Below are 23,302 nucleotides of genomic sequence, written 5' to 3'. Positions count from 1 at the left end.
GGGGGTCACCGACGCGCCGTGGTGCCTGTCGCATAGGCCGGGCCGCGGTCCATGTGGCCGATCCATCTTTGCACAGGAGCCTGACGATGCGCCCGAATCCGTTTCTTTCCACCGCCCTTGCCGTTTCGCTGTCGCTGCTCGCGGCGGGGTGCGGTTCGAAATCGGAGGCCGAGGTCGCGAGCGGCACCTATACCGACCCCGAAACGGGCAAGACCGCCGACTATAGCATCAGCAGCAAAGACGGCGAAAACGGGAAGGTGACGATCAGGACCGAGGAAGGCGAAGTGCAGTTCGGCGGCGAGGCGAAACTGCCCGCGGGCATCACGCCCTATCCGAGATCGAAGATGACCGGCGGCTTCGCGGGGTCGGGCAAGGACGGGAAGGGCGGTCTTGCGAGTTTCGAGGTGAAGGGCAATGCGGCCGACGTCGTCGCGCACTACCGACGCCAGATCGAGGCCGCTGGCCTCAAGGTGAAGTCCGAAATGAACGCCGAGGACACGATCATCATCAGCGCCGAAAAGCCGGACGATGCGAAAACCTCGATCCAGATCACCGCGACCCAGAATGGCGACATGGTCGAAGGCGCGGTAACCTATGGTTCGGGCGGCTGATCGCCGCGCCGTGCTCGGTCCTTGCAGTGCAGCAAAAGCGCCGCTAGAGGCGCGCGCATCGCAGACAATAACAACACAGGAGCTTCCCCCATGGCGGTCACTCGCACTTTCTCGATCATCAAGCCCGACGCCACGCGCCGTAACATCACCGGCGCCGTCACCAAGATGCTCGAAGACGCCGGCCTGCGCGTCGTCGCGTCGAAGCGTATCCACATGAGCCGCGAACAGGCCGAAGGCTTCTACGCGGTCCACAAGGAACGCCCCTTCTTCGGCGAACTCGTCGACTTCATGATCAGCGGCCCCGTCGTCGTCCAGGTCCTCGAAGGCGAAAATGCCATGCAGGCGAACCGCGACATCATGGGCGCGACCAACCCCAAGGACGCCGCGCCCGGCACGATCCGCAAGGAGCTCGCCGAAAGCATCGAAGCGAACACGGTTCACGGTTCGGACAGCGACGAAAATGCCGCGATCGAAATCGCGTATTTCTTCAAGCCCGAAGAAATCGTCGGCTAAGCCGATCGGCATTTTCCGAAACGAAGAGGCCGCCGGAGCGATCCGGCGGCCTTTTTCGTCGATGCGCCAAGAGGGGCGGCGGTTGCGGTTCCGCCCTGCTTGGCATCCGGTTTGTCGAGTTTCTAAAGCCTGTACTTCCCGCCGTTCTTGCGGGCCTTCTCCTTGAGCTGCTCCTGTTCTTTGGTGACATGCGCTTTGCGCCGGCGTTCTTCCTCCGCCGCAGCTTCGGCCCCCCTTGCGCGATCTACCGCCTCGGCCTTCTGTTTTTCTTCTTCGGCATTCGCGGCGGCTCGGGCGGCCTCGTCTTCGATCCGCTGCAATCCCCGCACGGCGCTTCGGATCATGCTTCCGCCCGAATAGACGGAATAAAGCCCGCAAATTCCCATTATGACAGTTGGATCTCCGGCGAGCTTTCCGATGTCGGCCACGATCTTGATCGTGCCGTGGACCCCTTTCAGGACCAGATCCAGCTTCCTCCGTCCAGGCGTCGGCCCCGACCGACAGACAAATGCCCGCAGCGCGTCGATATCTGCACAAATCTGCGCCAGCGCGCGGTCGGTCAGTTCGACGCGCCTCGTCGTTGCGAGTTTTCTGCGTAACTCTTCGAGCAGCTTGCCCGTCCAGCGACTTCCGATATTCAGTTCGGCCAGCGCCTCGCGCTCTACCGCCAATATTCTTTCGTGGAGCGACCGCCGCTCATCTTCGTCGAACTGGCGCAGATCGGCCCTGACCAACCGCGACCAACGCCCGAAGCGCTTCAGCAGGCCCTCCTTTTCCTGTTCGGCATCGCCGGTCAGAATGGCATGGATATCGGTTAGTTGGCCGCACAGGCGGTCGAGGTGTGCGCGTATCTCGATCGCGTCGCCTGCGTGTCCTTGCCGGGCTTCCAGCGCTTCGGCATCCTGTGCCGCAGCCTTGGCGATCTCTTTTATGCGATCGATTGCTTCGCCAAAGTCCGAATCCATCAAAGCGCCCCTCTTTGCCTAGAAGTCTTCCGCAACTCCCATCAGCCCTGCCAGCTTCTTCGGCGCGATCGCGAGCCAGCTCTTGCGCAGCCATTCGCCGATTGCATCCCAGTCGGTGTCGCCAAGGTCGAGGCGGATGCCGACCCAGCCGTCGCCGAAATAGGCGGGGCGGTAATAGCGGTCTTCGTCGAGTTCGATCAGCATCGCCTGCTCCTCGGCGCCGCTGATCTTCACCAGCAGCGCGATCTTGCCGTCGCCGTGATGATCCTCGGTGAAATAGGCGAATTTCTTGCCCTTCACGATCCCGAAGCAGGGCATGCCGTGCGAGGTGACCTCGTCGGCCTCGGGCAGCGCCATCGCGAGTTCGCGCACGCGGGCGCGCAGATAGTCGGGCGAGCGCTCGCGCGTCACGAACGCGGCGAGGGTGGCGGGATAGAGCTGGTGCTCGGCGAATTGCACCCGCCGCGCGAGCGTTTCGACGGTATCGCCGGGCAGGATCGCGACCGGCGTCTGCGCGAGCACCGGGCCTTCGTCGACGCCCGGCGTCACGACGTGCACGCTGCATCCGCCGAATTTGTCGCCCGCCTCGATCGCCTGCTGGTGCGTGTTCAACCCCTTGTAGAGCGGCAGCAGGCTTGGGTGGATGTTGATCATCCGGCCCGCCCAGCGCGCCACGAACGCGTCGGACAGGATGCGCATATAGCCCGCGAGCGCGACGAACTCGGCGCCGACGCCGCGCAATTGTTCGTCGACCAGTGCGTCGAACGCGTCGCGGTTCATGCCCTTGTGCGACAGGCCCCATGTCGCGATGTCTTCGGCCTCGGCGATCGCCAGCCCCGGGGCATCGGGATCGTTGCTGCCGACAAGCACCAGCTCATAAGGGCAGCTTTCGGCCTTCGCCGCGTAAAGCAGCGCCGCCATATTGGTGCCGGCGCCCGAAATCAGGACGGCGACACGCGCCTTAGCCATTATGCGTCGCGCTCCACGGCGCGCGTGCGCTCCACGTTTCGGCGCCGCCCGTCACGGTGCAGCCCTTTTCGCCCTCGGCGATGTGGCCGACGCGGAACACTGTCTCGCCCGCGGCTTCGAGCGCAGCGGTAACAGTGTCAACATCGCTCGCGGCGACGACGACCGCCATGCCGATGCCGCAGTTGAAGGTACGCGCCATTTCCTCGGGCTCGATATTTCCCTGCGCCTGCAGGAACGCCATCAGCCGCGGCTGCGCCCACGCATCGGCGTCGATGTGCGCGTGCAGCGTCTTGGGCAGGATGCGCGGGATATTCTCGAGCAGGCCGCCGCCGGTGATATGCGCGAGTGCGTGGATCTGGCCGGTCTTCACGAGTGGCAGCAGGCTCTTCACATAGATGCGCGTCGGCGCCATCAGCGCGTCGATCAGCAGGATGGTCTGGTCGAACAGGGCCGGGCGATCGAGTTTCCACCCCTTGTCGGCCGCAAGTCGGCGCACGAGCGAGAAGCCGTTCGAATGCACCCCCGACGAGGCGAGGCCGAGGATCACGTCGCCGGCCGCGACCTTGTCGGCGGTCAGCACCTGGTCGCGCTCGACCGCGCCGACGCAGAAGCCCGCGAGGTCGTAATCGCCGTCTGAATACATGCCCGGCATCTCGGCGGTTTCGCCGCCGATCAGCGCGCATCCCGCCTGCTTGCACCCTTCGGCGATGCTCGCGACGACTTCGGTCGCGACATCATTGTCGAGCTTGCCCGTGGCGTAATAATCGAGGAAAAACAGCGGCTCGGCGCCCTGAACGATCAAATCGTTCGCGCACATCGCGACGAGGTCGATGCCGACGCCGTCATGCTTGCCCGATTCGATCGCGAGCTTGAGCTTGGTGCCGACGCCGTCGTTCGCCGCGACGAGCAAAGGATCGTTGAACCCCGCCGCCTTCAGGTCGAAAAAGCCGCCGAAGCCGCCAAGGTCGGCGTCGGCGCCGGGGCGGCGCGTCGCACGGGCGAGCGGGGCGATGGCACGGACCAGCGCGTTGCCGGTTTCGATCGAGACGCCGGCCTGCGCATAAGTGTAGGAGGCGGGTGGGTTGTGCTTGGAATCCATGGCCAGCGCGACTAACGACTCTGGCCACGAAATGCCATGATTTCCTTGTCCGGGGCCACGCTTTTGGGCAAAGCATAGAGAAGATATGATTTCGGCCGCTTTCCCCCGCTTCGCACCTCGCTTTTCCTTCGACGCGGTTCGCCCGCGCGATTGGCGATGGGCCGCGCTTTTCGGCTTGTTCGCTGCGATTCTTCTCGCCGGAATCGTTGATGGGCAGATCACCCGCGGCGACCGCGGCATCACCCCGATCAACAGCAGCGGCGATTTCCTCGCGAGCGGCATCCTCGTCGATGTGACCGGCGATAACGCCGACGACGCGCGCTCGAAGGGCTGGCGCGAGGCGCAGCGCAAGGGCTGGGCGCAGCTTTATCGCAAGCTGAACGGCAGCGACGGTCCCGCACTCGGCGATTCGGTGCTCGACGGCATCGTCACCGCGGTTGTCGTCGAGGAGGAGCAGATCGGACCGCGCCGTTATGTCGCGCGGCTCGGCGTCCAGTTCGACCGCGTCCGCGCCGGTCAGATTCTCGGCGTCAGCGGGCGGACGCTGCGCTCGCCGCCGCTGCTCGTGATTCCCGTCTATTCGATCGACGGCATTCCGCAGGTGTTCGAACAGCGTAGCGCATGGCAGCGCGCGTGGGCCGAATATAATACGGGGCAAAGCGCGATCGACTATGTCCGCACCGCGGGCACCGGCGCCGACACGCTGCTGATCAACGCGGGGCAGACCGGCCGTCGTGGCCGCGTCTGGTGGCGCGTGATCCTCGACCAATATGGCGCCGCCGACGTGCTGACGCCGATCGCACGCGTCGAATATTCCTATCCCGGCGGACCGATCAAAGGCTATTTTACTGCCCGCTTCGGTCCCGACAGCAAGCTGATTTCCAGCTTCACGATGACCGGACCCAGCCCCGCCGCACTGCCCGACATGATGGAAAAGGCGGTCGCGCGGATGGACCGCATCTATATCGACGCACTGGCCGCTGGCGTGCTGCGCACCGACACCTATCTCGTCCTCGAAAAGCCGGTCGAAAAGGCCGACCTGCCCGAAGAGGTCGCGACCGATGAAGAGGCGCTGCCTACCGAAACCGATGCAAGCGTGCCGACCACGGCCGCCGTCGGGGTGCAGAGCTTCACCGTGCAATATAGCTCGCCCGACGTCGATTCGGTCACCGCGACCGAACGCGCGGTGGGCGGCATAGCGGGCGTCCAGTCCGCCTCGACCACCAGCCTCGCACTTGGCGGCACCTCGGTCATGCGCGTGACCTTCCGCGGCGATATCGCGGCGCTGAAGACCGCGCTCACGGCGCGCGGCTACAAGGTGCAGGAGGGCGGCAGCACGCTGCGGATCAGCCGCTGATGGCGCGCGCCGCTCCCGGCCAGATCGCCTTGCCGCTCGACTGGAGCGCCGGCGGTAGCAACGATGGTCCGCTGATCGTCGGCACCAGTAACGCCGATGCCGTGCGCTATCTGCGCCACGTCGCGACCTGGCCCGTCCGCACCGCGGTGCTCACCGGGCCGCGCGGGTCGGGCCGCAGCCTGATCGGCCGCCTCTTTGCCAGCGACACCGGCGGCCGCGTCATCGACGGTCATGACAGCGTTTCGGAAGAAGAGATTTTCCACGCGTGGAACGCCGCGCAGGCGAGCGATGCGCCGCTGCTGGTCATCGCCGATACGCCGCCTTCGGAATGGAATGTCGCGCTGCCCGACCTGCGCTCGCGCCTCGCCGCGGTGCCGGTGCTGACGATCGGCGATCCCGACGACTGCCTCGCGCGCGACCTGATCGAGGCGCTGTTCGCGCAGCGCGGCATGGCGCTCGCACCCGGCGTCGCCTCCTATATCGTCCCGCGAATGGAGCGCAGCTACGCCGCGATCCACCGCATCGTCGCGGCGCTCGACGCGGCCTCGCTTGAAAAAGGGCGGGGCGTTAGCGTTCGTCTTACTCGTGAAACATTACTGTCACAGGGGCTCATCGATCCCGATTTGCTCGAAAGACAGGATGAAGCGACATGTCGATAGCCGGCGGCCCCCTACGCGCAGACAATGATGCCGCCACCGCGGCGACACCGCCCACTTTCGGCCCCGAACGCTTCTTCAACCGCGAACTCAGCTGGCTGGCCTTCAACCGGCGGGTGATGGAAGAGGCGCGCAATCCCGCGCATCCCTTGCTCGAACGCCTGCGCTTCCTGTCGATTTCGGGCAGCAACCTCGACGAATTCTTCATGGTCCGCGTCGCGGGGCTTAAGGGGCAGCAGCTCCAGGGGATCGATGATCCGTCGGCCGACGGCCGTTCGCCGGGACAGCAGCTGGCCGAAATCGAGGCCGAGGTGAACCGGCTCGTCGACCAGCAGCAGAGCGAATGGCAATTGCTCCACAAGCTGCTCGGCGAACAGGGCATCGTCGTCCACGGCACGGGATCGGACAAGGACGTGCTGCGCGCGGCGCTCCGCCAATATTTCATCGACCAGATTTTCCCGATCCTCACCCCGCAGGTGCTCGATCCGGCGCATCCCTTTCCCTTCATCCCCAACCGCGGCCTCGGCGTCATCTTCGATCTTCAGCGCAAGGCGACCGGCGAGACGATCCGCGAACTGGTGATGATTCCCGCCTCGCTGGCGCGTTTCGTGCCCGTGCCGGGGCAGCCGGGGGCGTTCGTCCCGATCGAATATCTGATCGAGATTTTCGGCGACCTGCTGTTCCCCGGTTTCACGATCCGGTCGCTCGGCGTGTTCCGCATCATTCGCGACAGCGATATCGAGCTCGAGGAAGAGGCAGAGGATCTTGTCCGCCTGTTCCGTACCGCGATCCGCCGCCGTCGCCGCGGGCGCGTGATCCTGCTCGAACTCGAAGCCGACATGCCCGGCGAAATCGCCGAGGTGCTAGGCGCCGATATCCAGGGGCATGAAGCGATCGTCGCCAAGATCGGCGGATTTATCGGGCTCGCGGCGCTGTCCGCGCTCGTCGACGTCGACCGGCCCGACCTCAAATTCCCCGCCTATTCGGCGCGTTTTCCCGAACGCATCCGCGAACATGGCGGCGATTGTTTCGCCGCGATCCGCTCGAAGGACATCGTCGTCCACCACCCGTACGAGAGCTTCGACGTCGTGCTCTCCTTCCTCCGTCAGGCCGCGGCCGATCCCGACGTCGTCGCGATCAAGCAGACGCTCTATCGCGCCGGCAACCAGTCGCCGGTCATCCGCGCGCTGATCGAGGCGGCGGAGGCGGGCAAGTCGGTCACTGCGGTCGTCGAACTCAAGGCGCGTTTCGACGAGGAACAGAATCTCCTCTGGGCAAACCAGCTCGAACGCGCCGGGGTGCAGGTCGTCTACGGTTTCATCGAGTGGAAGACGCACGCCAAGATTTCGATGGTCGTGCGCCGCGAAGGGCAGGGGTATCGCACCTATTGCCACTTCGGCACCGGCAATTACCACCCGGTGACCGCGCGCATCTATACCGATCTCAGCTTCTTCACTGCCGACCCGCGCGCCGGGCGCGATGCGGCGCAGCTGTTCAATTACATCACCGGCTATGTCGAACCCGAACGGCTCGACCTGATCACCATGTCGCCGCTCAACATGCGCGCGCATCTGTCCGAACTGATCGACGCCGAAACCGCGGCGGCAAAGGCGGGGCAGCCGTCGGGCGTGTGGGCCAAGATGAACAGCCTCGTCGACCCCGACATCATCGACAAACTTTACGAGGCGAGCGCCGCAGGCGTGCCGATCGAACTGATCGTGCGCGGGATCTGCTGCCTGCGCCCGGGGGTGCCGGGCCTGTCGGAGACGATCCGCGTCAAATCGGTCGTCGGGCGCTTCCTCGAACATAGCCGCGTCTGGGCCTTTGCGAACGGCGCCCCGCTGCCGCACCGTGCGGCAAAGCTGTATATCAGCAGCGCCGACTGGATGCCGCGCAACTTCGATCGCCGCGTCGAATATATGATCCCGATCGAAAACCCGACGGTGCACGACCAGATATTGGACCAGGTGCTCGTCGCCAACCTGATCGACAATGAACAAAGCTGGATCCTCCAGTCCGACGGCACTTCGGTACGTGTGGCTCCGGGAGACAAGCCATTTAACTTGCATCATTATTTCATGAACAACCCGTCGCTGTCGGGGCGCGGCACCGCGCTTCACAAGCGTCAGGATGTTCCCACGCTCGCTTTCGACACACGTGAAGACTGAAACGGAATCCTGTTTGCTGCGCCCTCCGAAACAGACGGTCCACCGCTCGGCGGTCATCGACATCGGCTCGAACTCGGTGCGTATCGTCGTTTATGAAGGACCCGCGCGCGCGCCGGCGGTGATCTTCAACGAAAAGGTCGCCGCGGGGCTCGGTCGCGGCCTCGCGGTCGACGGCCGGATCGCGCCGCAGGACGCCGAGCGCGGCCTCGTCGCGCTCCGCCGTTACGCGCTGCTCGCGAAGCATATGGATGTGCAGGACGTGCAGTGCGTCGCGACCGCCGCGGTGCGCGACGCCGCGAATGGCCCCGACTTCATCGCCGCGGCAGCCGAGGCGGGGCTGAACATCCGCCTGCTGTCGGGCGAGGAGGAAGCCGAAGCGGCCGGACACGGGGTGCTTGCGGCGATTCCCGACGCGCACGGTATCGCGGTCGATCTCGGCGGCGGCAGCCTCGAACTCGCCGAAGTGTCGGATGGCCGGGTCGGCCGCCGCGCATCCTTCCCGCTCGGCGTGCTGCGCCTGCCTGCGCTGCGCAAAGACGGCGAACAGGCGTTCGAGCGCGCGGTGCGCAAGATGCTCCGGGCTGCGGGCTGGCCCGGCGAAGGCCTCACCGGCTTGCCGCTCTATCTTGTCGGCGGTTCGTGGCGTGCGCTCTCGCGCCTCGATCTCGAACTGACGAAGGACCCGCTCGCGGTGCTCGACCAGCACAGCCTGCCGCGCACCGCGCTACGTCGCCTGACCCGTGCGACCAAGCGGCTGAGTTTCGAGGAATTGCGGGCGATTCCCGGCATGGCGTCGAACCGCGCCGCGGCCTTGCCCGATGCGGCGGCGCTGCTCGCGACGCTCGTCAACATCCTCGACGTGCCCGAAATGACCGTGTCGTCGTCGGGGCTTCGCGAGGGTTTGCTCTACCAGGCGCTCGATGCCGAAACGCGCGCGCAGGATCCGCTGATCGTCGCCGCCGAATTCGAGGGTCGCCGCCTCGCGCGGTTCGCGCCGCACGGCCGCGCGATCGCCGAATGGATCGCGCCGCTGTTCGCCGACGAGGCGCCCGTCGACAGCCGTGTCCGTCTCGCCGCCAGCCTGCTCAGCGATGTCGCCTGGTCGGCGAACCCCGATTTCCGCGCCGAGCGCGGCACCGAAATCGGCCTGCACGGCAACTGGCGCAGCATCGATATTCCGGGCCGCATCCTCCTCGCGCGCGCTCTTTACGCGGGCTTTGGCGGTGCCGATGCCGAATTCCCGGCGATGGGTGGCCTCGTGTCGCCCGAACGGCTGGCGCGGGCGCGGCAATGGGGGCTGGCGATCCGCCTCGCACAGCGCCTGACGGGCGGCATCCAGGCGCCGCTCGGCGGTAGCTCGATCGCGCTCGCCGATGGCAAGCTGCGGCTATCGGTTGCGCCCGAATGGCGCCACCTGATGGGCGAAGCGGTCGACCGGCGCCTGCGCGCATTGGGGAACGCGCTCGACGCCGAACCGGTGATCGATTTGCTGGGTGGCGGCGCGGCCTAGTTCGCGGCCGGAGCCGCGGCGGCGGCCGTGCAAGTGGTCCCCGCGGCCGATGCGATATCCTCGCCGGGCTTCAGCGGCGCGAGCATCCCGTCGGTCATGCCTTTCGTCCACCATTGCCAGCCGTCGCCGACATAGCGCGCTCCGCTCGCGGATTGCGCGACCTTCATGTCGACGGTCTTGCCCTTGTAGACGATCTGCGCCGTATCGGGGGTCGGATAGCGCGCTTCGACGGTCGATCCGTCGGCGCAGCTATAGCGCGTGAGTTCGGCGGCGGGTGCGGCCGCCGCGTCAGCCTTGGGCGCGGTCGATTCCGCCGTTTCCGTGGTGGGGCTTTCGGTCTTTGTCGGAGACGCGTTGCAGCCCGCAAGGCCGATGGCGACGAGGGCGATAGCGACAGGATAACGCATGGTTTGCTCCTTCATTTTCGCAGGAAATTCTATCCGGCTGATTATGGTGCAACACCGGTCGTCACGCAAATGATAAGGCGCTCGGGGCTCAGGCGGCGCTGTCGATCTCGCTCATCACCAGCTTGCCATTCTTGACCGCAAAGCCCATCCGGCCTTCGACCAGGTCGAGCGCGGCGTGGCCGAACACGTCGTAACGCCAGCCCTCCATCATCGCGATGCCTTCGCGCCCGCCCGCGGCCAGTGCTTCGAGGTCGTCGCTGCGTGCAATCAGCCGTGCTGCGACGTTGAGTTCGCGGGCGCGAATCTTGAGCAGCAGCTTGAGCAGGTCGGCGACGAGCACGCCTTCCTTACCGAGCCCGGGTCCGCGCGGTGCACGATCGGGCATATCGTCCTTTGCCATCGGCTTTGCATTGGTCAGCGCGTCCATCAGCCGCGCGCCGATATCGTTCGATTTCCAAGTCGCCGATAGCCCGCGAACGCGCCCGAGCCCGTCCTGATCCTTCGGCGGATGCGCGGCGAGGTCGGCGAGTGTCTCGTCCTTGACGATGCGGCCGCGTGGCAGGTTTTTGGAGCGCGCCTCGCGCTCGCGCCATGCGGCGAGCGATTGCAGGCGGCCGAGCACGTCGGGCTTGCGCGAAGGGATCTTGATCCGCTGCCACGCCTTGTCGGGATCGACGCTGTAATTGGCGGGGTCGGCGAGCTTTTCCATTTCCTCGTCGAGCCAGTGGCCGCGGCCGGTCTTGATCAGCTTGTCGAGCATCATCGGGAAAATCTTCGCGAGATGCGTGACGTCGCCGACCGCATAATCGATCTGGCGCTTGTCGAGCGGGCGGCGGCTCCAGTCGGTGAAGCGTGCGCCCTTGTCGAGTTGCAGCCCGATCCACGCTTCGACGAGATTCGAATAACCGACCTGTTCGGCCTGACCGATCGCCATCTGGCCGATCTGCGTGTCGAAGATCGGGTGCGGGGTCTTGCCGGTCAGGTTGAAGATGATTTCGACATCCTGCCCGCCCGCATGAAAGACTTTCAGCATGTCCTCATTGGCGACGAGCAGGTCGAGCAGCGGCTTCAAATCGATGCCGGGCGCCATCGGATCGATCGCCGCCGCATGGTCGCGGTCGGCGACCTGGATCAGGCAAAGCTCTGGCCAGAAAGTATTTTCCCGCATGAATTCGGTGTCGACGGCGATGAAATCGCTGTCCCGAATGAGGTCGCAAAATTCGACGAGCGCGGCGCTGGTTTCGATCAACGGATGGACTTGCATAGCGCGCCTATACAGCTAGTTGGAAGTAACGGGCAGGAAAAATTGTCCGTGCTCTTCGGGTCGCGGAGCCGGAACACCGGCTGGGGAAAAAGACGAAGGGAATTGGGGCATGATGTGGCTCGGTTGGGCGCTTGCCGCGCTCGGTTTTGCGTTGCTTTTCGGGCAATATGCCGCGGGGCAGGCCGATGTTTTCGTATCGATCGCCAACCCGCGGCCGCTCGACGAGGAATCGATGGTCGTGACGCTGAAGGGTTGGGGCTTTGCGGCGCAGGCCGCGCAGCCCTTCGTGACGCCCGAATCCGATCACGGCCTGTGCGACGCCCGCGTCTTTGCGACGCGGCGCCAGATGCTCGTGGCCATCGCGACCTTCGGCTTTCTTCGCCCGGTAACCGTTGCCTGGCGCGCGCACGCCGGCATCCAGCCGCTGGGAGACGCGTGATGCCCATCGTAAAGCTCGGCGACGAAGGGCGCTGGACCAATTATCATGGCACGGGCACGTGCGAGGCGGCGACGCGCTTTGCGCTGCGTAGCGGCGACGCGCCGCGCGGGCGCGACGAGATCGCGATCGCGGCGAAATCGGTGCAGGACTGGCTGGCGCAGGCGGCCACGGCGAAACGTCGCGTCCGACCGCTCGGCGCGGGCTGGTCGCCGTCGAACGTCAACATCAGCTCGCAAAGCTGGCTGCTCCATACGCGCCGCTTCAATCGCTGTTTTCGTATCGGTGCCGACGACGTTCGCCCCGGCATCGATGCGGGCGCGCTGATGCTCGTCGAGGCGGGGGCGCTCGTCGACGAGGTGTCGGACAAGTTCGAGGAACAGGGGCGTTCGCTGTGGACGAGCGGTGCGGGCAATGGCCAGACGTTCGCGGGTGCCGCGGCGACGGGCACCCACGGATCGATGATCGCGCGCGGGGGTATCCAGGATCACATCCGCGCGGTGCAGGTCGTCACGCCCGCCGGTATCCACTGGATCGAACCCGAAACGGGCGTGATGAGCGATGCCTTTATCGCCGCCACCGGCTCGACGGTGCTGCGCGACGATGCGATGTTTGCCGCGGCGCAGCTTCCGGTGGGGTCGCTCGGTATCGTCACCGCGCTCGTTGTCGACAGCGTCCCGAAATTCCTCGTTCGCCCGATCCAGAATCTGCGCAAGGTCGATGCGGCGGCGCTAGGCTGGCTCGCATTGGGAGATTTTCGGCGCTTCTCGGCCGCCTATGCGCTCGATCAGGATCCCGATTTCGTCCAGATGATCGTCAATCCGTACAAGCCGTTCAAGCGGCCGGCGATGCTGCGTTTCCTCTACCGCGAGCCGTGGCGCGACGACTATCCCCGCGCAACGCCGGGTCAGCTCGGTGCGGGTTATGACGCGCTCAGCCTGCTCGGCCGGTTCCTCAACGATTATCCTTGGGCGCGCGGGGCGCTGCTGCAATTCGCTATGAAGCAGGGCTATGCGAGCGGCCCCGATGTCGACGCGCCGCCGGTTTATGGCAGCTGGGGAGAGGGGCTCGATACGCACCGGCCGCTCGCCGATCTGTTCAACGCCTCGGTGACCATCGACCGCTCCGATCTCGCGCATGTCTTCGAACTGGTTTGCGCGGTCTATGCGCGGCATGGCGGCTCGACCGTCGTCACCGTCCGCTTCATGGAGCGTGCGCAGGGATTGCTGGCGCCTGCGCGCTTCCCGCATAACGCGGTGATCGACTTCGACGGTCCGCGCAGCCAGCGTACTGCCGATGCCTATGCGCGTGTCGTCGAACGCCTCGATGCCGAGGGCATTGCCTTCACGCGCCACTGGGCGAAAAGCTGCCGGCTCGACGCGGCGCGCGTTGCCGCCGATTATGGCGAGGATTTCCGCCGCTGGCGCGCCGCGCGCGACCGGTTGCTTCCGGATCCGGAGCACCGTGCGCTGTTCGGCAGCGAGGTGCTCGATAGCCTCGGATTGACCTGCTGATTTGGCCGTCAACCCTTGACAAATGGCGCGCCGACCTGCCTTAGGCGCGGCCATGTCGGCGCGGCGTTCGCCCGCGCTTCCCCGGATTTTGAAAGACGAAAAAATGCACGCCTATCGTACTCACACATGCGCCGATCTTCGCGCCGCCAACGTCGGTGAGGAAGTCCGTCTTTCGGGTTGGGTGCATCGTACGCGCGAACATGCGAATGTCCTCTTCGTCGATCTTCGCGACCATTATGGCATCACCCAGATCGTGGTGGAAACCGGTTCGGATCTCTATCCCACGGTCAATGCCCTCGGCCCCGAGTCCGTCCTGACCTTCACCGGCAAGGTCGCCGCGCGATCGCCCGAGACGCTCAATCCGAAGCTCGCGACCGGCGAGATCGAAATCTACCCGAGCGCGGTGACCGTGCAGTCGGCCGCCGATCGCCTGCCGCTGCCGGTGTTCGGCGAGACCGAATATCCCGAGGAAATCCGCCTCACCAACCGTTTTCTCGATCTCCGCCGCGAGCGCCTGCACAAGAATATCGTGCTGCGTTCGAACGTGATTTCGTCGCTGCGCCGCCGGATGATCGATCAGGGGTTCACCGAATTCCAGACGCCGATCCTGACCGCGAGCAGCCCCGAAGGCGCGCGCGACTATCTGGTCCCCAGCCGCGTCCATCCCGGCAAATTCTATGCGCTGCCGCAGGCGCCGCAGATGTTCAAGCAGCTGCTGATGGTCGCGGGCTTCGACCGCTATTTCCAGATCGCGCCCTGCTTCCGCGACGAGGACGCACGCGCCGACCGCTCGCCCGGCGAATTCTACCAGCTCGATTTCGAGATGAGCTTCGTCACGCAGGACGACGTCTTCAGCGCGATCGAACCGGTGCTGCACGGCGTGTTCGAGGAATTCGCCGATTTCGACGGCAAGGGTCGCACCGTGTCGCCGCTGCCGTTCAAGCGCATTCCGTACCGCGAATCGATGCTGAAATATGGCAGCGACAAGCCCGACCTGCGCAACCCGCTGCTCGTCCATGACGTGGGCGATTTCTTCAAGGGATCCGGCTTCGGCCGCTTCGCGACGATGGTTGACGAAGGACAGGTCGTCCGCGCTGTCGCCGCCCCCGAAACGCACGAGAAGAGCCGCAAATTCTTCGACGAGATGAACAGCTGGGCGCAGTCGGAAGGTTTTCCGGGCCTTGGCTATGCAACGCAGAAGGACGGGGTGTTCGGGGGGCCGATCGCCAACAACCACGGCCAGGAAGGCATGAAGGCGATCGCCGACGCGATGGGACTCGGCCCGAACGACGGCATCTTCTTCGCCGCGGGCGTCGAAGCGAAGGCTGCGAAGCTCGCGGGCCTCGCGCGCACGCGCGTCGCCGATCAGCTCGACCTGATCGACAAGAGCCGTTTCGAATTCTGCTGGATCGTCGACTTCCCGATGTTCGAGGCCGACGAAGACACCGGCAAGATCGATTTCAGCCACAATCCCTTCTCGATGCCGCAGGGCGAGATGGACGCGCTGACGGGCAAGGATCCGCTCGATATCCTCGCGTACCAGTACGATATCGTCTGCAACGGCGTCGAACTGTCGTCGGGCGCGATCCGGAACCATCGCCCCGATATCATGTACAAGGCATTCGAGATCGCGGGCTATAGCCAGGCCGACGTCGATGCGAATTTCAGCGGCATGATCAACGCCTTCAAGTTCGGCGCGCCGCCGCACGGCGGGTCGGCGCCGGGCGTCGACCGCATCGTGATGCTGCTCGCCGACGAACCCAATATCCGCGAGGTGATCGTCTTCCCGATGACCCAGAAGGCCGAGGATTTGATGATGGGCGCGCCGGCGCCGGTCAGCGACAAGCAGCTCAAGGAACTCAGCATCCGCCTCGTCGACGGTCCGAAGAGCTAAGGTGTGAGCGAGCCGCGGGAGCACCGGCTGGAAACGCCGGAAGGCGACATCTGCTGGTTCGAATGGGGTGAGCGGGGGCATGGGCCTTCGCTGCTCCTGCTCCACGCGACGGGTTTTCACGCGCGGCTATGGGATCAGGTCGTCGCGGCGCTGCCGCCGGGCACCCACGTTATCGCGCCCGACCATCGCGGCCACGGACGCAGCTACCGTCCTGCGACGCTCGCCAACTGGGCGGCGACCTCCGACGCGCTGCTGCCGCTGCTCGACGGGCTCGGCGGCCACCCGCTCGTCGGGTGCGGCCACAGCATGGGCGCCTATGTGCTCACGCGGCTCGCATCGCAGCGGCCGGCCGCCTTCGCTCATCTCGTGCTGATTGATCCGGTAATCATGGACCCCGCCCTATACGCGGGCGACGCCGGCCCGATCCCCGATCCGGCCGATCATCCGGTGGCGCGCCGCCGCAACGCATGGACAAGCGCCGAAGAGATGCGTGCTCGCTTTGCTGACCGGCCGCCCTATGCGAACTGGGATCCGCGCGTTTTTGCCGACTATTGCACCCATGGCCTGCTCCCCGTCGCAGATGGAGAGGGGCTGGAGCTGGCCTGTCCCCCGGCGCTCGAAGCCTCGGTCTACCAGAATGCGCTGCGCACCAGCCCGCACGAATGGCTGCATTATCTGTCGGTGCCCTCGACATTGATCCGCGCCCCGACCGGCGAACGCGGCGGTGCGCTCGATTTCTCGCTGAGCCCGACCTGGACCGGACTCGGCCCCGTGATCGGCGCCGAGCGCGACGAACTGTGGGCCGACCACACCCACTTCATCCCGATGGAAAACCCGGCGCGCGTCGCTGCTCTGCTCGCGGAGTTGCTCTGATCCGCGGCGCGTAACGAACACCGCGCGCGCTGTACCAGAAAATGACATCGGCCGATCGCGCGCTTGGTCGGAAGGCCGGCTCGCGCTAGGGTGGCCGGATGAGCATCTCCCTTTCCGACTTTGAAGCCGGCGCCAAATATGATGGCGACTATTCCGACACTCTCGCGGCGCTCGAAGACCGGCTCGAACGGCTTCAGGCGGCGCATATCATCCACGGCCAGCGCAGCATCATCATGTTCGAAGGCTGGGACGCGGCGGGGAAGGGCGGGATCATCCAGCGGCTGACCGCGTCGCTCGATCCGCGCTATTTCGAAGTGTGGCCGATCGCCGCGCCGAATGACGAGGAAAAGGCGCGCCATTTCCTCTGGCGTTTCTGGAAACGCCTGCCGGGCAACCGCGAAATCTCGATCTTCGACCGCAGCTGGTACGGCCGCGTGCTTGTCGAGCGCGTCGAGGGCTTCGCGAGCGAGGCCGAATGGCGCAAGGGCTATGACGAGATCAACGAGTTCGAGGCGCAGCTCACCGGCAGCCGCACGAACCTCGTCAAACTCTTCGTCCACATCACGCAGGACGAACAGGACAAGCGCTTCGCCGATCGCCTCGACGATCCGTGGAAGCGTTGGAAAACCGGCACCGAAGACTATCGCAACCGCTCGAAGCGCAAGGACTATCTCGCCGCGATGGAAGAGATGTTCGCGCAGACGAACACGCGCTGGGCACCGTGGAAGGTGATCGACGGCAACAACAAGAAGGCGGCCCGCATCGCGGCGCTGACGCATATCGTCGAAACGCTGGAAGCGGCGGTGCCGATGACCCCGTCCGATCGCGACCCGGCGGTGGTGAAGCTCGCGGCGAAGGCGTTCGGTTACAAGCCGAAAGACTAGGTTTTCGGCCTCCTTGGCCTAGCAATCGCCCGCGCCAGCCGCTACATGGGAAAGATGAGCCGCGCCAAGAGATCCGATGATTGGGGTTTTCCCCGCTGGCGCCCCTATGGCTCGTCGCGCGAGGCGCAGAAGGTCCGCCTGTGCGACCGCCATGGCTGTACCGAACCCGGAAACTGCCCTGCGCCGAAGTCGCCGAACAGCCCCGAACGCTGGTATTTCTGCGAGACGCACGCCGCTGAATATAATCGCGGCTGGGACTATTTCGAAGGGCTGAGCGCCGAGGATGCCGCGGCGCGCGCGGCCGAAGAGGCGCGTGGCGCGAACAGCTATGCGCGCGCGCAACATTATGCGTGGGGCGGATCGGGCGATGGCAGCCGCAGCGCGGACGAAATGCGCGCGCTCGAAATCCTCGACCTCGAACCCGACGCCGATTTCGAGGCGACGAAAAAGGCATGGCGAAACCTCGCGAAGGAATGTCACCCCGACGTTAAGCCGGGCGATGCCGAGGCCGCGAAGCGTTTCGCTGCGGGACAGGCGGCGTTCGAGGTGCTCAAGCAGGCCGAAGAGCGAAAGAGCTGGAAGCCGGCGTAACCCGCCCCCTTTCCCCGAAGCAACCACACTCCCGACCGGGCGTTCCTTGTTCAAACTTAACAAGGAGATGTCGCATGACCACGACCAGGACCTTAACTGCACTCGTCTCGGGGGCGTTGATCCTCGTTCCGGGTGCCGCGCTGGCGCAGAGCGGTTCCACCGAGCAGTCGACGACGCAGGAAGACCGGGTGGGCGCGATTCTCGGAACCCTTTTCGGCGACCGGCTCGGTGCGTCGACCTCGATCGAACGGCAATGGGCGGCGGGCCGCAAGCCGCTGGCGACCCAGCGCACCCAGTTCACCACCCGCATCGATACTGATGTCCGATCGGGCAGGTTGACCGCGCGCAACGGAACCCGCGTCAAGGCCGAGTATGATGAACTGGTCGCGCTTGAAGCCCGCTATGGTGCCGACGGCCGGTTTACAACGCAGGAACGTACCGAACTCGGCGACCGCTATGGGGCGCTGACACAGGCGCTGACCGAGGGCGGCTATGCCGATGACGAGGGCTCGACCACCTTGTCGGTTGCGGAGGGGCGTGCCGAATTTGACCGGCGCGTGGATGCAAGAGTCGCTGCCCGCGGTCTGAGCCGTACGCAGGCAACGAGCCTCAAGCGCGATTATGCCGCCTTGATCCAGACCGAGGCCACCTATGCCCGCGACGGGATCAGCGATCGCGAACGGGAAGATCTCGATGCGCGCCTCGATGCGCTCGACGCCCGCGTCGGCGATACCGCCTATGGCGGCGGCCCGGCCGTGCTCGACAACCGCACACGGCTGGCGAACATCGACGCCGCCTTGCGGGCCAGCGGCCTGACCGCCGCTGCGCAGGCACAGGTCCGCGTCGAAGCCGGCGACTTGATGCGTCTCGACGCCGCTTATGCACGCGCGACGCCGAGCAGCGATGACCGGAATTATCTCGAGCGCCGCATCGTGGACCTCGAAACGCGGGCGCGTGTCCGGCGCTAGGCTGGCACGGGCGCGCTATTTATAGACGCAGCTGTCCAGCCCGTCGCGCTTTACCACACCGATGCGCGCGCGGATCGTATTCCCGTAGCGGCGGGTGAAGCCAGACGGGCTGACGGCCTCGCGTTTCTTGGGTAGCGGCAGGATCGCAGCGATGCGTCCCGCCTCTGCGGGCGTCAACTTGCTGGCGCCATGATTGAAATAGCGCTGCGCGCCCGCCTCGACGCCATAAGTGCCGATCCCCGTCTCGGCGACATTCAGATAGACCTCCATGATCCGCCGCTTGCCCCAGATTTTCTCGATCAGGAAGGTGAACCACACCTCGGGCACCTTGCGGACATAACGCGTCCAGCCGCTGCCCTGCCACAGGAAGACATTCTTCGCGGTCTGCTGGCTGACCGTCGATCCGCCGCGCATCCTCTTGCCCTTGGCGTTGCGTTCGATCGCCTGTTCGATCGCGTCGCGGTCGAAGCCGTCGTGCGAACAGAATTTCCCGTCCTCTGCGGCGATCACCGCACGCACCATGTTGCGGTCGATGTTCGACAGGCTCTCCCAATCCTTGGTGATCCCGTTGCTGTCGAGCAGCATCGTCAGCGTCACCGGTGGCGGCACGACGGCATAGACGAGCACCCATGCGACCGAGATCGCGATGAACCACAGCAGCCATTTGAACGGTCGCAGATACCAGGGAAGCTTGCGCGTCTTTGCGCGGGAAGAAGTTGCCATGCGGGCAAATTAACCGGTTGCCGTCCCGAGGCAAGCGGGCTTGATCGATCGCGCGAATTTCGGAAAAGAAGACGGATGAACAAAAACCCGATGCCGCTTCGATCGATATTGCTGCTCGCCGCGCTGACCTGTGCCGCGCCGGCTCTGGGGCAGGAGGATCGCCGCGATCTTTGCCCCGACCGGCCGGGGCTCGGTACCCCCGCCTGCACCGTCGATGCCGGGGCGGTCATGCTGGAGGTCGGCATCGCCGACTGGACGCTCGACCGCAATGCCGCCAGCCGCACCGACGTCTTCGCGTTCGGCGACACGTTGCTTCGCGCGGGGCTCACGCCCTCGCTCGAGGTACAGGTCGGCTGGACGATGCTGGGGCAGGTGCGCGAACGCGACCGGGCGAGCGGCGATGTGACGCGCCGGACGCGGACGGGCGACGTCACCCTCGCTCTGCGCCAGAATTTGAAGAACCCGGATGGTTCGGGCACCTCGATCGCGCTGATGCCCTATGCGACGCTGCCCGTCGGCGGCGAGGGCTTCGGTGCGGGAGACTGGGGGGCGGGGTTGATCGTGCCGGTCAGCTTCGAACTCGGCGCGGTGTCGCTCGGCTTCACGCCGCACGTCGATGCGGCGGTCGACGGCGATGGCGACGGCCGCCATCTCGCCTATGGATCGGTCGTCGGCCTCGGTTTCGGGGTCTCCGACGATATCTCGATGGCGGCCGAAGTGTCGCTGACCCGCGACCGCGATCCCGGCGGACGCTCGACCGAGGCGTTGGCCGGGCTTTCGGCCGGCTGGCAGCCCGATGCCGACAGCCAGTGGGACATCGGCGCCAATGTCGGCCTCAATCGTGACAGCCCCGACGTCGAACTTTATTTCGGTTTTACCCGCCGGTTTTGAGGCTCGCACCTCAGGAATTCGGCGGCGTCCTTCGCATCCGCGCGTTTTAACCGCGGACGCAAAGGAGAGCGCCGATCAGGCGGTGACCAGCCGGCGGTCGCCCGCGAGCTTCAGCATCGCCTTCTGCAGCTTCTCGAACGCGCGCACCTCGATCTGGCGCACGCGTTCACGGCTGACGTCATAGACCTGGCTCAGGTCTTCCAGCGTCTTCGGATCGTCGGTCAGGCGGCGCTCGGTCAGGATGTGACGCTCGCGCTCGTTCAACGTTTCGAGCGCTTCGTTGAGCAGCGAATGACGCACGTCGCGCTCCTGCGCCTCTGCGACGCGTTCGTCCTGCAACGGGCCTTCGTCGCCCAGCAAATCCTGCCACTGGCTGTCGCCGTCCTCGCCCATCGGGACGTTCAGCGAGGTGTCGCCGCCCATCGCCATGCGGCGGTTCATGCTGGTGACTTCTTCCTCGGTGACGCCGAGGTCGGTCGCGATCTTGGTCAGATGCTCGGGCGACAGGTCGCCATCCTCGAACGCCGCGAGGTTGTTCTTCATCCGGCGGAGGTTGAAGAACAGCTTCTTCTGCGCCGCGGTGGTGCCCATCTTGACGAGGCTCCACGAGCGCAGGATGAATTCCTGGATCGACGCGCGGATCCACCACATCGCATAGGTGGCGAGGCGGAAGCCGCGTTCGGGGTCGAACTTCTTCACGCCCTGCATCAGGCCGATATTGCCTTCGCTGATCAGCTCGCTGACCGGCAGGCCATAGCCGCGGTAGCCCATCGCGATCTTCGCGACGAGGCGGAGGTGCGAGGTGACGAGCTGCGCCGCAGCTTCATTGTCGCCATGCTCCTGGAATCGCTTCGCGAGCATATATTCCTGCTCGGGGGTCAGCAGGGGGAATTTGCGGATTTCGGCCAGATAGCGGTTCAGGCTCGCCTCACCGCCGAGCGCGGGCACCGTTGCCGGAACATTGCTTTTGTTAGCCATGGGTAGAGACTTCCCTTATTTTCAGAGGAGAAATATGCCGCGGTTGGCTCCGGCGGTCAAAATAGATTTTCATTCGAAACCTAAACGCGCAATTCATCGATCAGTTCCCGCATGTCCGCTGGGAGTTCGCTGTCGAGCGCGATCCTGTTACCGGTCACCGGATGAATAAAGCCCAAATGGGCCGCGTGCAATGCCTGCCGCGCGAAATTCCGCGCTTTCAGCACCTCCGACAGCGGCTTTTTGGCGCGTCCATAGACCGGATCGCCGACCAGCGGGTGGCCGATGTGCATCATGTGGACGCGCACCTGATGCGTGCGTCCGGTTTCCAGCCGGCATTCGACCAACGTCGCATTCTTCAGCGGTTCGATCGTGCGATAATGGGTGATCGCATGCTTGCCGCGCCCTTCGGCGACGACCGCCATCTTCTTGCGGTTCGTCGTCGACCGCCCGAGCGCGGCGTCGATCGTGCCGTTCGCGGGCATCGGCCGTCCCGTCGCGAGCGCAAGGTAGCGGCGGTCGATGCTGTGCGCGGCGAATTGCTTTGCGAGGCCCTCGTGCGCCTTGTCGTGCTTGGCCGCAACGATCAGTCCGCTCGTTTCCTTGTCGATGCGGTGAACGATCCCGGGACGCGCGACGCCGCCGATCCCCGAGAGCTGTCCCGCGCAATGGTGGAGCAATGCGTTGACCATCGTACCGTCGAGATTGCCCGCGGCGGGGTGGACGACCATCCCCGCGGGCTTGTCGACGACGATCAGATGCTCGTCCTCGTAGGCGATGACCAGATCCATATCCTGCGCAACATTATGCGCGGGCAGGGCGGCGGGCAGGCGGACCTCGATCGTGGCGGGTGCCGCGGCCTTCGCCGATGGATCCCACAGGATGTTGCCGCCCGCGTCGACCACGCGGCCGCCCTTGATCAGGCTTTTCAGGCGTTCGCGCGACAGGCTTGGCAGCGCTTCGGCAAGGGCCCGGTCGAGCCGCAGCCCGGCCGCGCTATCCGCCAGCGCCACGGTCAAAATGTCGTCATCCCCCTGCATTGATCCGAATGTGGTTTTGGGACGCCGAAATTCAAGGGCCACGGCCCACCGTATCGCGCTTGCTCTGAATGGGTCCCGTGCCGTAGGAGCGGCGCACGCCGGAAACGTCCGGACACTGCGCTGGGGAGCCCGTTCATCCATGACCGACGATCGCGTCGATTTCGCCTCGATGCTGGCCTCGCGCCTGTGTCACGACCTCTTGAGCCCCGTCGGGGCCTTTGCCAACGGCCTCGAGCTGCTCGCCGACGAAAAAGACCCGGCGATGCGCGAGCGCTGTTTCGAGCTGCTCGAACAAAGCGCACGCACCTCGGCGAACAAGCTCAAATTCTTCCGCCTCGCGTTCGGGTCGGCGGGCGGTTTCGGCGAGCTGGTTCCGGCGGACGAAGCCAGATCGGCGATCCAGGGCATCATCGGCGATCGCGCGATCGAGCTCAACTGGATGATCGGAACCGACCCGCTGCCCAAGCCCGCGGTGAAGATCATCCTCAACCTGTCGCTGTTGCTGGTCGATGCACTGGTGCGCGGCGGGCGGCTCGACATCGGCTGCGAAAAGCAGGGCGAAGGCAGCATCGAGATCGCGCTGCATGTCGAGGCCGAGCGCATCTTCCTCGACGGCGATGTCGAACGCATCCTCGCCGAGGGCGAGGGCGCGAGCCCGATGACCTCGCGCACTGCGCCCGCGGTGCTGGTGCAGGCAGTGGCGCGCCAGAATGGCGGCACGGTCATGCTCGCGCGCGAAACCCCGACATCGCTGCTGGTCGGCGCGGTGCTCAGGGGACGTTGAACGGGTTTCGGCGGGATACCCCGCCGGAAAGCCGATCGCAAAAGGGCCTCACAAGCGGCGAGGCCCTTTCATCCTCTGCGGTCCTGACCAAAGGAAGCCCCATCGGCTTTCGGGGTCGCACGAAAGCCTCTGCCTGCGCACCCTAGGCTTATTTGACCGAGAGTCGACATCATATCGCGCCGGCGAGAGCGTGGGCGGCGTTCCGCCTCT

The 23,302-nt window shown here is 65.4% G+C and carries 23 protein-coding genes; 15 read left to right on the top strand and 8 right to left on the bottom strand.

The annotated features are described in order from the left end of the window. The first annotated feature begins 86 nt into the window (after positions 1-86). Both ACIPPQ_RS09165 and ndk read left to right on the top strand, forming a co-directional pair. A complete protein-coding gene (locus tag ACIPPQ_RS09165; RefSeq protein WP_446543802.1) occupies positions 87-611 on the top strand; it encodes a hypothetical protein in 525 nt (174 codons plus the stop codon). A 90-nt stretch (positions 612-701) separates the two neighbouring features. Then, on the top strand, positions 702-1,124 hold the full coding sequence (gene ndk / locus ACIPPQ_RS09160; RefSeq protein WP_037518700.1) for a nucleoside-diphosphate kinase: 423 nt from the start codon (positions 702-704) through the stop codon (positions 1,122-1,124). A 122-nt stretch (positions 1,125-1,246) separates the two neighbouring features. Here the strand turns inward: ndk and ACIPPQ_RS09155 are convergent, their stop codons facing one another. Genes ACIPPQ_RS09155 through purM form a run of 3 tightly spaced genes read right to left on the bottom strand, consistent with a single transcriptional unit; the run spans position 1,247 to position 4,157 of the window. Further along, positions 1,247-2,089: a hypothetical protein gene (locus tag ACIPPQ_RS09155; protein WP_446543801.1), complete on the bottom strand. Its 843-nt coding sequence runs from the start codon at positions 2,087-2,089 to the stop codon at positions 1,247-1,249. An 18-nt stretch (positions 2,090-2,107) separates the two neighbouring features. Then, positions 2,108-3,058 (bottom strand): phosphoribosylglycinamide formyltransferase, encoded by a 951-nt coding sequence (gene purN, locus ACIPPQ_RS09150; RefSeq protein WP_446543800.1) that lies wholly within the window; start codon positions 3,056-3,058, stop codon positions 2,108-2,110. Beyond that, positions 3,051-4,157 (bottom strand): phosphoribosylformylglycinamidine cyclo-ligase, encoded by a 1,107-nt coding sequence (gene purM, locus ACIPPQ_RS09145; RefSeq protein WP_446543799.1) that lies wholly within the window; start codon positions 4,155-4,157, stop codon positions 3,051-3,053. Before purM ends, purN begins: the two co-directional genes overlap by 8 nt. Positions 4,158-4,242: 85 nt before the next feature. Here purM and ACIPPQ_RS09140 point away from each other — a divergent pair, with 85 nt between their 5' ends. Genes ACIPPQ_RS09140 through ACIPPQ_RS09125 form a run of 4 tightly spaced genes read left to right on the top strand, consistent with a single transcriptional unit; the run spans position 4,243 to position 9,848 of the window. After that, on the top strand, positions 4,243-5,514 hold the full coding sequence (locus tag ACIPPQ_RS09140; RefSeq protein ID WP_446543798.1) for a heavy-metal-associated domain-containing protein: 1,272 nt from the start codon (positions 4,243-4,245) through the stop codon (positions 5,512-5,514). Continuing rightward, entirely contained in the window at positions 5,514-6,173 is a 660-nt protein-coding gene (locus ACIPPQ_RS09135; RefSeq protein ID WP_446543797.1) for an HdaA/DnaA family protein, read from the top strand. The genes ACIPPQ_RS09140 and ACIPPQ_RS09135 overlap by 1 nt, the downstream gene beginning before the upstream one ends. Further along, complete coding sequence (locus ACIPPQ_RS09130) at positions 6,164-8,338, top strand: RNA degradosome polyphosphate kinase (protein WP_446543796.1); 2,175 nt, start codon at positions 6,164-6,166, stop codon at positions 8,336-8,338. The genes ACIPPQ_RS09135 and ACIPPQ_RS09130 overlap by 10 nt, the downstream gene beginning before the upstream one ends. Next, positions 8,301-9,848 carry a Ppx/GppA family phosphatase gene (locus ACIPPQ_RS09125; protein ID WP_446543795.1) on the top strand — a complete coding sequence of 516 codons (1,548 nt, stop codon included), beginning with the start codon at positions 8,301-8,303 and terminating at the stop codon, positions 9,846-9,848. Before ACIPPQ_RS09130 ends, ACIPPQ_RS09125 begins: the two co-directional genes overlap by 38 nt. Here the strand turns inward: ACIPPQ_RS09125 and ACIPPQ_RS09120 are convergent. After that, the gene (locus ACIPPQ_RS09120; protein ID WP_446543794.1) at positions 9,845-10,255 is read right to left on the bottom strand and encodes an MliC family protein; all 411 of its coding nucleotides are present in this window, start codon (positions 10,253-10,255) and stop codon (positions 9,845-9,847) included. The two genes, ACIPPQ_RS09125 and ACIPPQ_RS09120, sit on opposite strands and share 4 nt — an antisense overlap. Before the next feature lie 88 nt (positions 10,256-10,343). Next, entirely contained in the window at positions 10,344-11,519 is a 1,176-nt protein-coding gene (rnd, locus tag ACIPPQ_RS09115; RefSeq protein ID WP_446543793.1) for a ribonuclease D, read from the bottom strand. A gap of 109 nt (positions 11,520-11,628) precedes the next feature. Between rnd and ACIPPQ_RS09110 the strand changes: the two genes are divergently transcribed. The 7 genes from ACIPPQ_RS09110 to ACIPPQ_RS09080 all read left to right on the top strand — a co-directional run bounded on the left by ACIPPQ_RS09110 (position 11,629) and on the right by ACIPPQ_RS09080 (position 18,679). Then, entirely contained in the window at positions 11,629-11,958 is a 330-nt protein-coding gene (locus tag ACIPPQ_RS09110; RefSeq protein ID WP_446543792.1) for a hypothetical protein, read from the top strand. Beyond that, positions 11,958-13,469 (top strand): FAD-binding protein, encoded by a 1,512-nt coding sequence (locus tag ACIPPQ_RS09105; RefSeq protein WP_446543791.1) that lies wholly within the window; start codon positions 11,958-11,960, stop codon positions 13,467-13,469. Before ACIPPQ_RS09110 ends, ACIPPQ_RS09105 begins: the two co-directional genes overlap by 1 nt. A gap of 103 nt (positions 13,470-13,572) precedes the next feature. After that, the gene (aspS, locus tag ACIPPQ_RS09100) at positions 13,573-15,363 is read left to right on the top strand and encodes an aspartate--tRNA ligase (RefSeq protein ID WP_446543790.1); all 1,791 of its coding nucleotides are present in this window, start codon (positions 13,573-13,575) and stop codon (positions 15,361-15,363) included. A gap of 3 nt (positions 15,364-15,366) precedes the next feature. Continuing rightward, positions 15,367-16,236: an alpha/beta fold hydrolase gene (locus ACIPPQ_RS09095; protein WP_446543789.1), complete on the top strand. Its 870-nt coding sequence runs from the start codon at positions 15,367-15,369 to the stop codon at positions 16,234-16,236. Positions 16,237-16,334: 98 nt separating this feature from the next. Beyond that, entirely contained in the window at positions 16,335-17,120 is a 786-nt protein-coding gene (locus tag ACIPPQ_RS09090) for a polyphosphate kinase 2 family protein (RefSeq protein ID WP_446543788.1), read from the top strand. A gap of 54 nt (positions 17,121-17,174) precedes the next feature. Beyond that, on the top strand, positions 17,175-17,711 hold the full coding sequence (locus tag ACIPPQ_RS09085; RefSeq protein WP_327457240.1) for a J domain-containing protein: 537 nt from the start codon (positions 17,175-17,177) through the stop codon (positions 17,709-17,711). Positions 17,712-17,785: 74 nt separating this feature from the next. Further along, positions 17,786-18,679: a hypothetical protein gene (locus ACIPPQ_RS09080; RefSeq protein WP_446543787.1), complete on the top strand. Its 894-nt coding sequence runs from the start codon at positions 17,786-17,788 to the stop codon at positions 18,677-18,679. Positions 18,680-18,694: 15 nt separating this feature from the next. Here ACIPPQ_RS09080 and mtgA read toward each other — a convergent pair whose 3' ends face one another. Then, positions 18,695-19,402, bottom strand: coding sequence for a monofunctional biosynthetic peptidoglycan transglycosylase (gene mtgA / locus ACIPPQ_RS09075; protein ID WP_446543786.1), 708 nt, complete (start codon positions 19,400-19,402; stop codon positions 18,695-18,697). Positions 19,403-19,477: 75 nt separating this feature from the next. Here mtgA and ACIPPQ_RS09070 point away from each other — a divergent pair, with 75 nt between their 5' ends. After that, positions 19,478-20,293, top strand: a complete 816-nt coding sequence (locus ACIPPQ_RS09070) for a transporter (RefSeq protein WP_446543785.1) — start codon at positions 19,478-19,480, stop codon at positions 20,291-20,293. Between the two features lie 75 nt (positions 20,294-20,368). On the opposite strand, the gene rpoH is transcribed toward ACIPPQ_RS09070, so the two are convergent. Both rpoH and ACIPPQ_RS09060 read right to left on the bottom strand, forming a co-directional pair. Beyond that, positions 20,369-21,271 (bottom strand): RNA polymerase sigma factor RpoH, encoded by a 903-nt coding sequence (gene rpoH, locus ACIPPQ_RS09065; protein WP_293648630.1) that lies wholly within the window; start codon positions 21,269-21,271, stop codon positions 20,369-20,371. A gap of 80 nt (positions 21,272-21,351) precedes the next feature. Beyond that, positions 21,352-22,308 (bottom strand): RluA family pseudouridine synthase, encoded by a 957-nt coding sequence (locus tag ACIPPQ_RS09060; protein WP_446543784.1) that lies wholly within the window; start codon positions 22,306-22,308, stop codon positions 21,352-21,354. 139 nt (positions 22,309-22,447) lie between these two features. Between ACIPPQ_RS09060 and ACIPPQ_RS09055 the strand changes: the two genes are divergently transcribed. Further along, complete coding sequence (locus ACIPPQ_RS09055; RefSeq protein ID WP_446543783.1) at positions 22,448-23,092, top strand: histidine phosphotransferase family protein; 645 nt, start codon at positions 22,448-22,450, stop codon at positions 23,090-23,092. Positions 23,093-23,302: the final 210 nt, after the last annotated feature.

It is taken from the genome of Sphingopyxis sp. LARHCG72, from assembly GCF_052871675.1.
This window is presented reverse-complemented; position numbering and strand designations above follow the sequence as displayed.

Bases quoted from the DNA above. Each gene is read 5' to 3' on its own strand.
- purN (WP_446543800.1), bottom strand. From the start codon at position 3,058: ATGGCTAAGGCGCGTGTCGCCGTCCTGATTTCGGGCGCCGGCACCAAT.
- ACIPPQ_RS09105 (WP_446543791.1), top strand. From the start codon at position 11,958: ATGCCCATCGTAAAGCTCGGCGACGAAGGGCGCTGGACCAATTATCAT.
- ACIPPQ_RS09080 (WP_446543787.1), top strand. From the start codon at position 17,786: ATGACCACGACCAGGACCTTAACTGCACTCGTCTCGGGGGCGTTGATC.
- purM (WP_446543799.1), bottom strand. From the start codon at position 4,157: ATGGATTCCAAGCACAACCCACCCGCCTCCTACACTTATGCGCAGGCC.
- rpoH (WP_293648630.1), bottom strand. From the start codon at position 21,271: ATGGCTAACAAAAGCAATGTTCCGGCAACGGTGCCCGCGCTCGGCGGT.
- mtgA (WP_446543786.1), bottom strand. From the start codon at position 19,402: ATGGCAACTTCTTCCCGCGCAAAGACGCGCAAGCTTCCCTGGTATCTG.
- ACIPPQ_RS09090 (WP_446543788.1), top strand. From the start codon at position 16,335: ATGAGCATCTCCCTTTCCGACTTTGAAGCCGGCGCCAAATATGATGGC.
- rnd (WP_446543793.1), bottom strand. From the start codon at position 11,519: ATGCAAGTCCATCCGTTGATCGAAACCAGCGCCGCGCTCGTCGAATTT.
- ACIPPQ_RS09140 (WP_446543798.1), top strand. From the start codon at position 4,243: ATGATTTCGGCCGCTTTCCCCCGCTTCGCACCTCGCTTTTCCTTCGAC.
- ACIPPQ_RS09125 (WP_446543795.1), top strand. From the start codon at position 8,301: ATGTTCCCACGCTCGCTTTCGACACACGTGAAGACTGAAACGGAATCC.
- ACIPPQ_RS09085 (WP_327457240.1), top strand. From the start codon at position 17,175: ATGAGCCGCGCCAAGAGATCCGATGATTGGGGTTTTCCCCGCTGGCGC.
- ACIPPQ_RS09120 (WP_446543794.1), bottom strand. From the start codon at position 10,255: ATGCGTTATCCTGTCGCTATCGCCCTCGTCGCCATCGGCCTTGCGGGC.
- ACIPPQ_RS09155 (WP_446543801.1), bottom strand. From the start codon at position 2,089: ATGGATTCGGACTTTGGCGAAGCAATCGATCGCATAAAAGAGATCGCC.
- ACIPPQ_RS09135 (WP_446543797.1), top strand. From the start codon at position 5,514: ATGGCGCGCGCCGCTCCCGGCCAGATCGCCTTGCCGCTCGACTGGAGC.
- aspS (WP_446543790.1), top strand. From the start codon at position 13,573: ATGCACGCCTATCGTACTCACACATGCGCCGATCTTCGCGCCGCCAAC.
- ACIPPQ_RS09055 (WP_446543783.1), top strand. From the start codon at position 22,448: ATGACCGACGATCGCGTCGATTTCGCCTCGATGCTGGCCTCGCGCCTG.
- ndk (WP_037518700.1), top strand. From the start codon at position 702: ATGGCGGTCACTCGCACTTTCTCGATCATCAAGCCCGACGCCACGCGC.
- ACIPPQ_RS09110 (WP_446543792.1), top strand. From the start codon at position 11,629: ATGATGTGGCTCGGTTGGGCGCTTGCCGCGCTCGGTTTTGCGTTGCTT.
- ACIPPQ_RS09060 (WP_446543784.1), bottom strand. From the start codon at position 22,308: ATGCAGGGGGATGACGACATTTTGACCGTGGCGCTGGCGGATAGCGCG.
- ACIPPQ_RS09165 (WP_446543802.1), top strand. From the start codon at position 87: ATGCGCCCGAATCCGTTTCTTTCCACCGCCCTTGCCGTTTCGCTGTCG.
- ACIPPQ_RS09130 (WP_446543796.1), top strand. From the start codon at position 6,164: ATGTCGATAGCCGGCGGCCCCCTACGCGCAGACAATGATGCCGCCACC.
- ACIPPQ_RS09070 (WP_446543785.1), top strand. From the start codon at position 19,478: ATGAACAAAAACCCGATGCCGCTTCGATCGATATTGCTGCTCGCCGCG.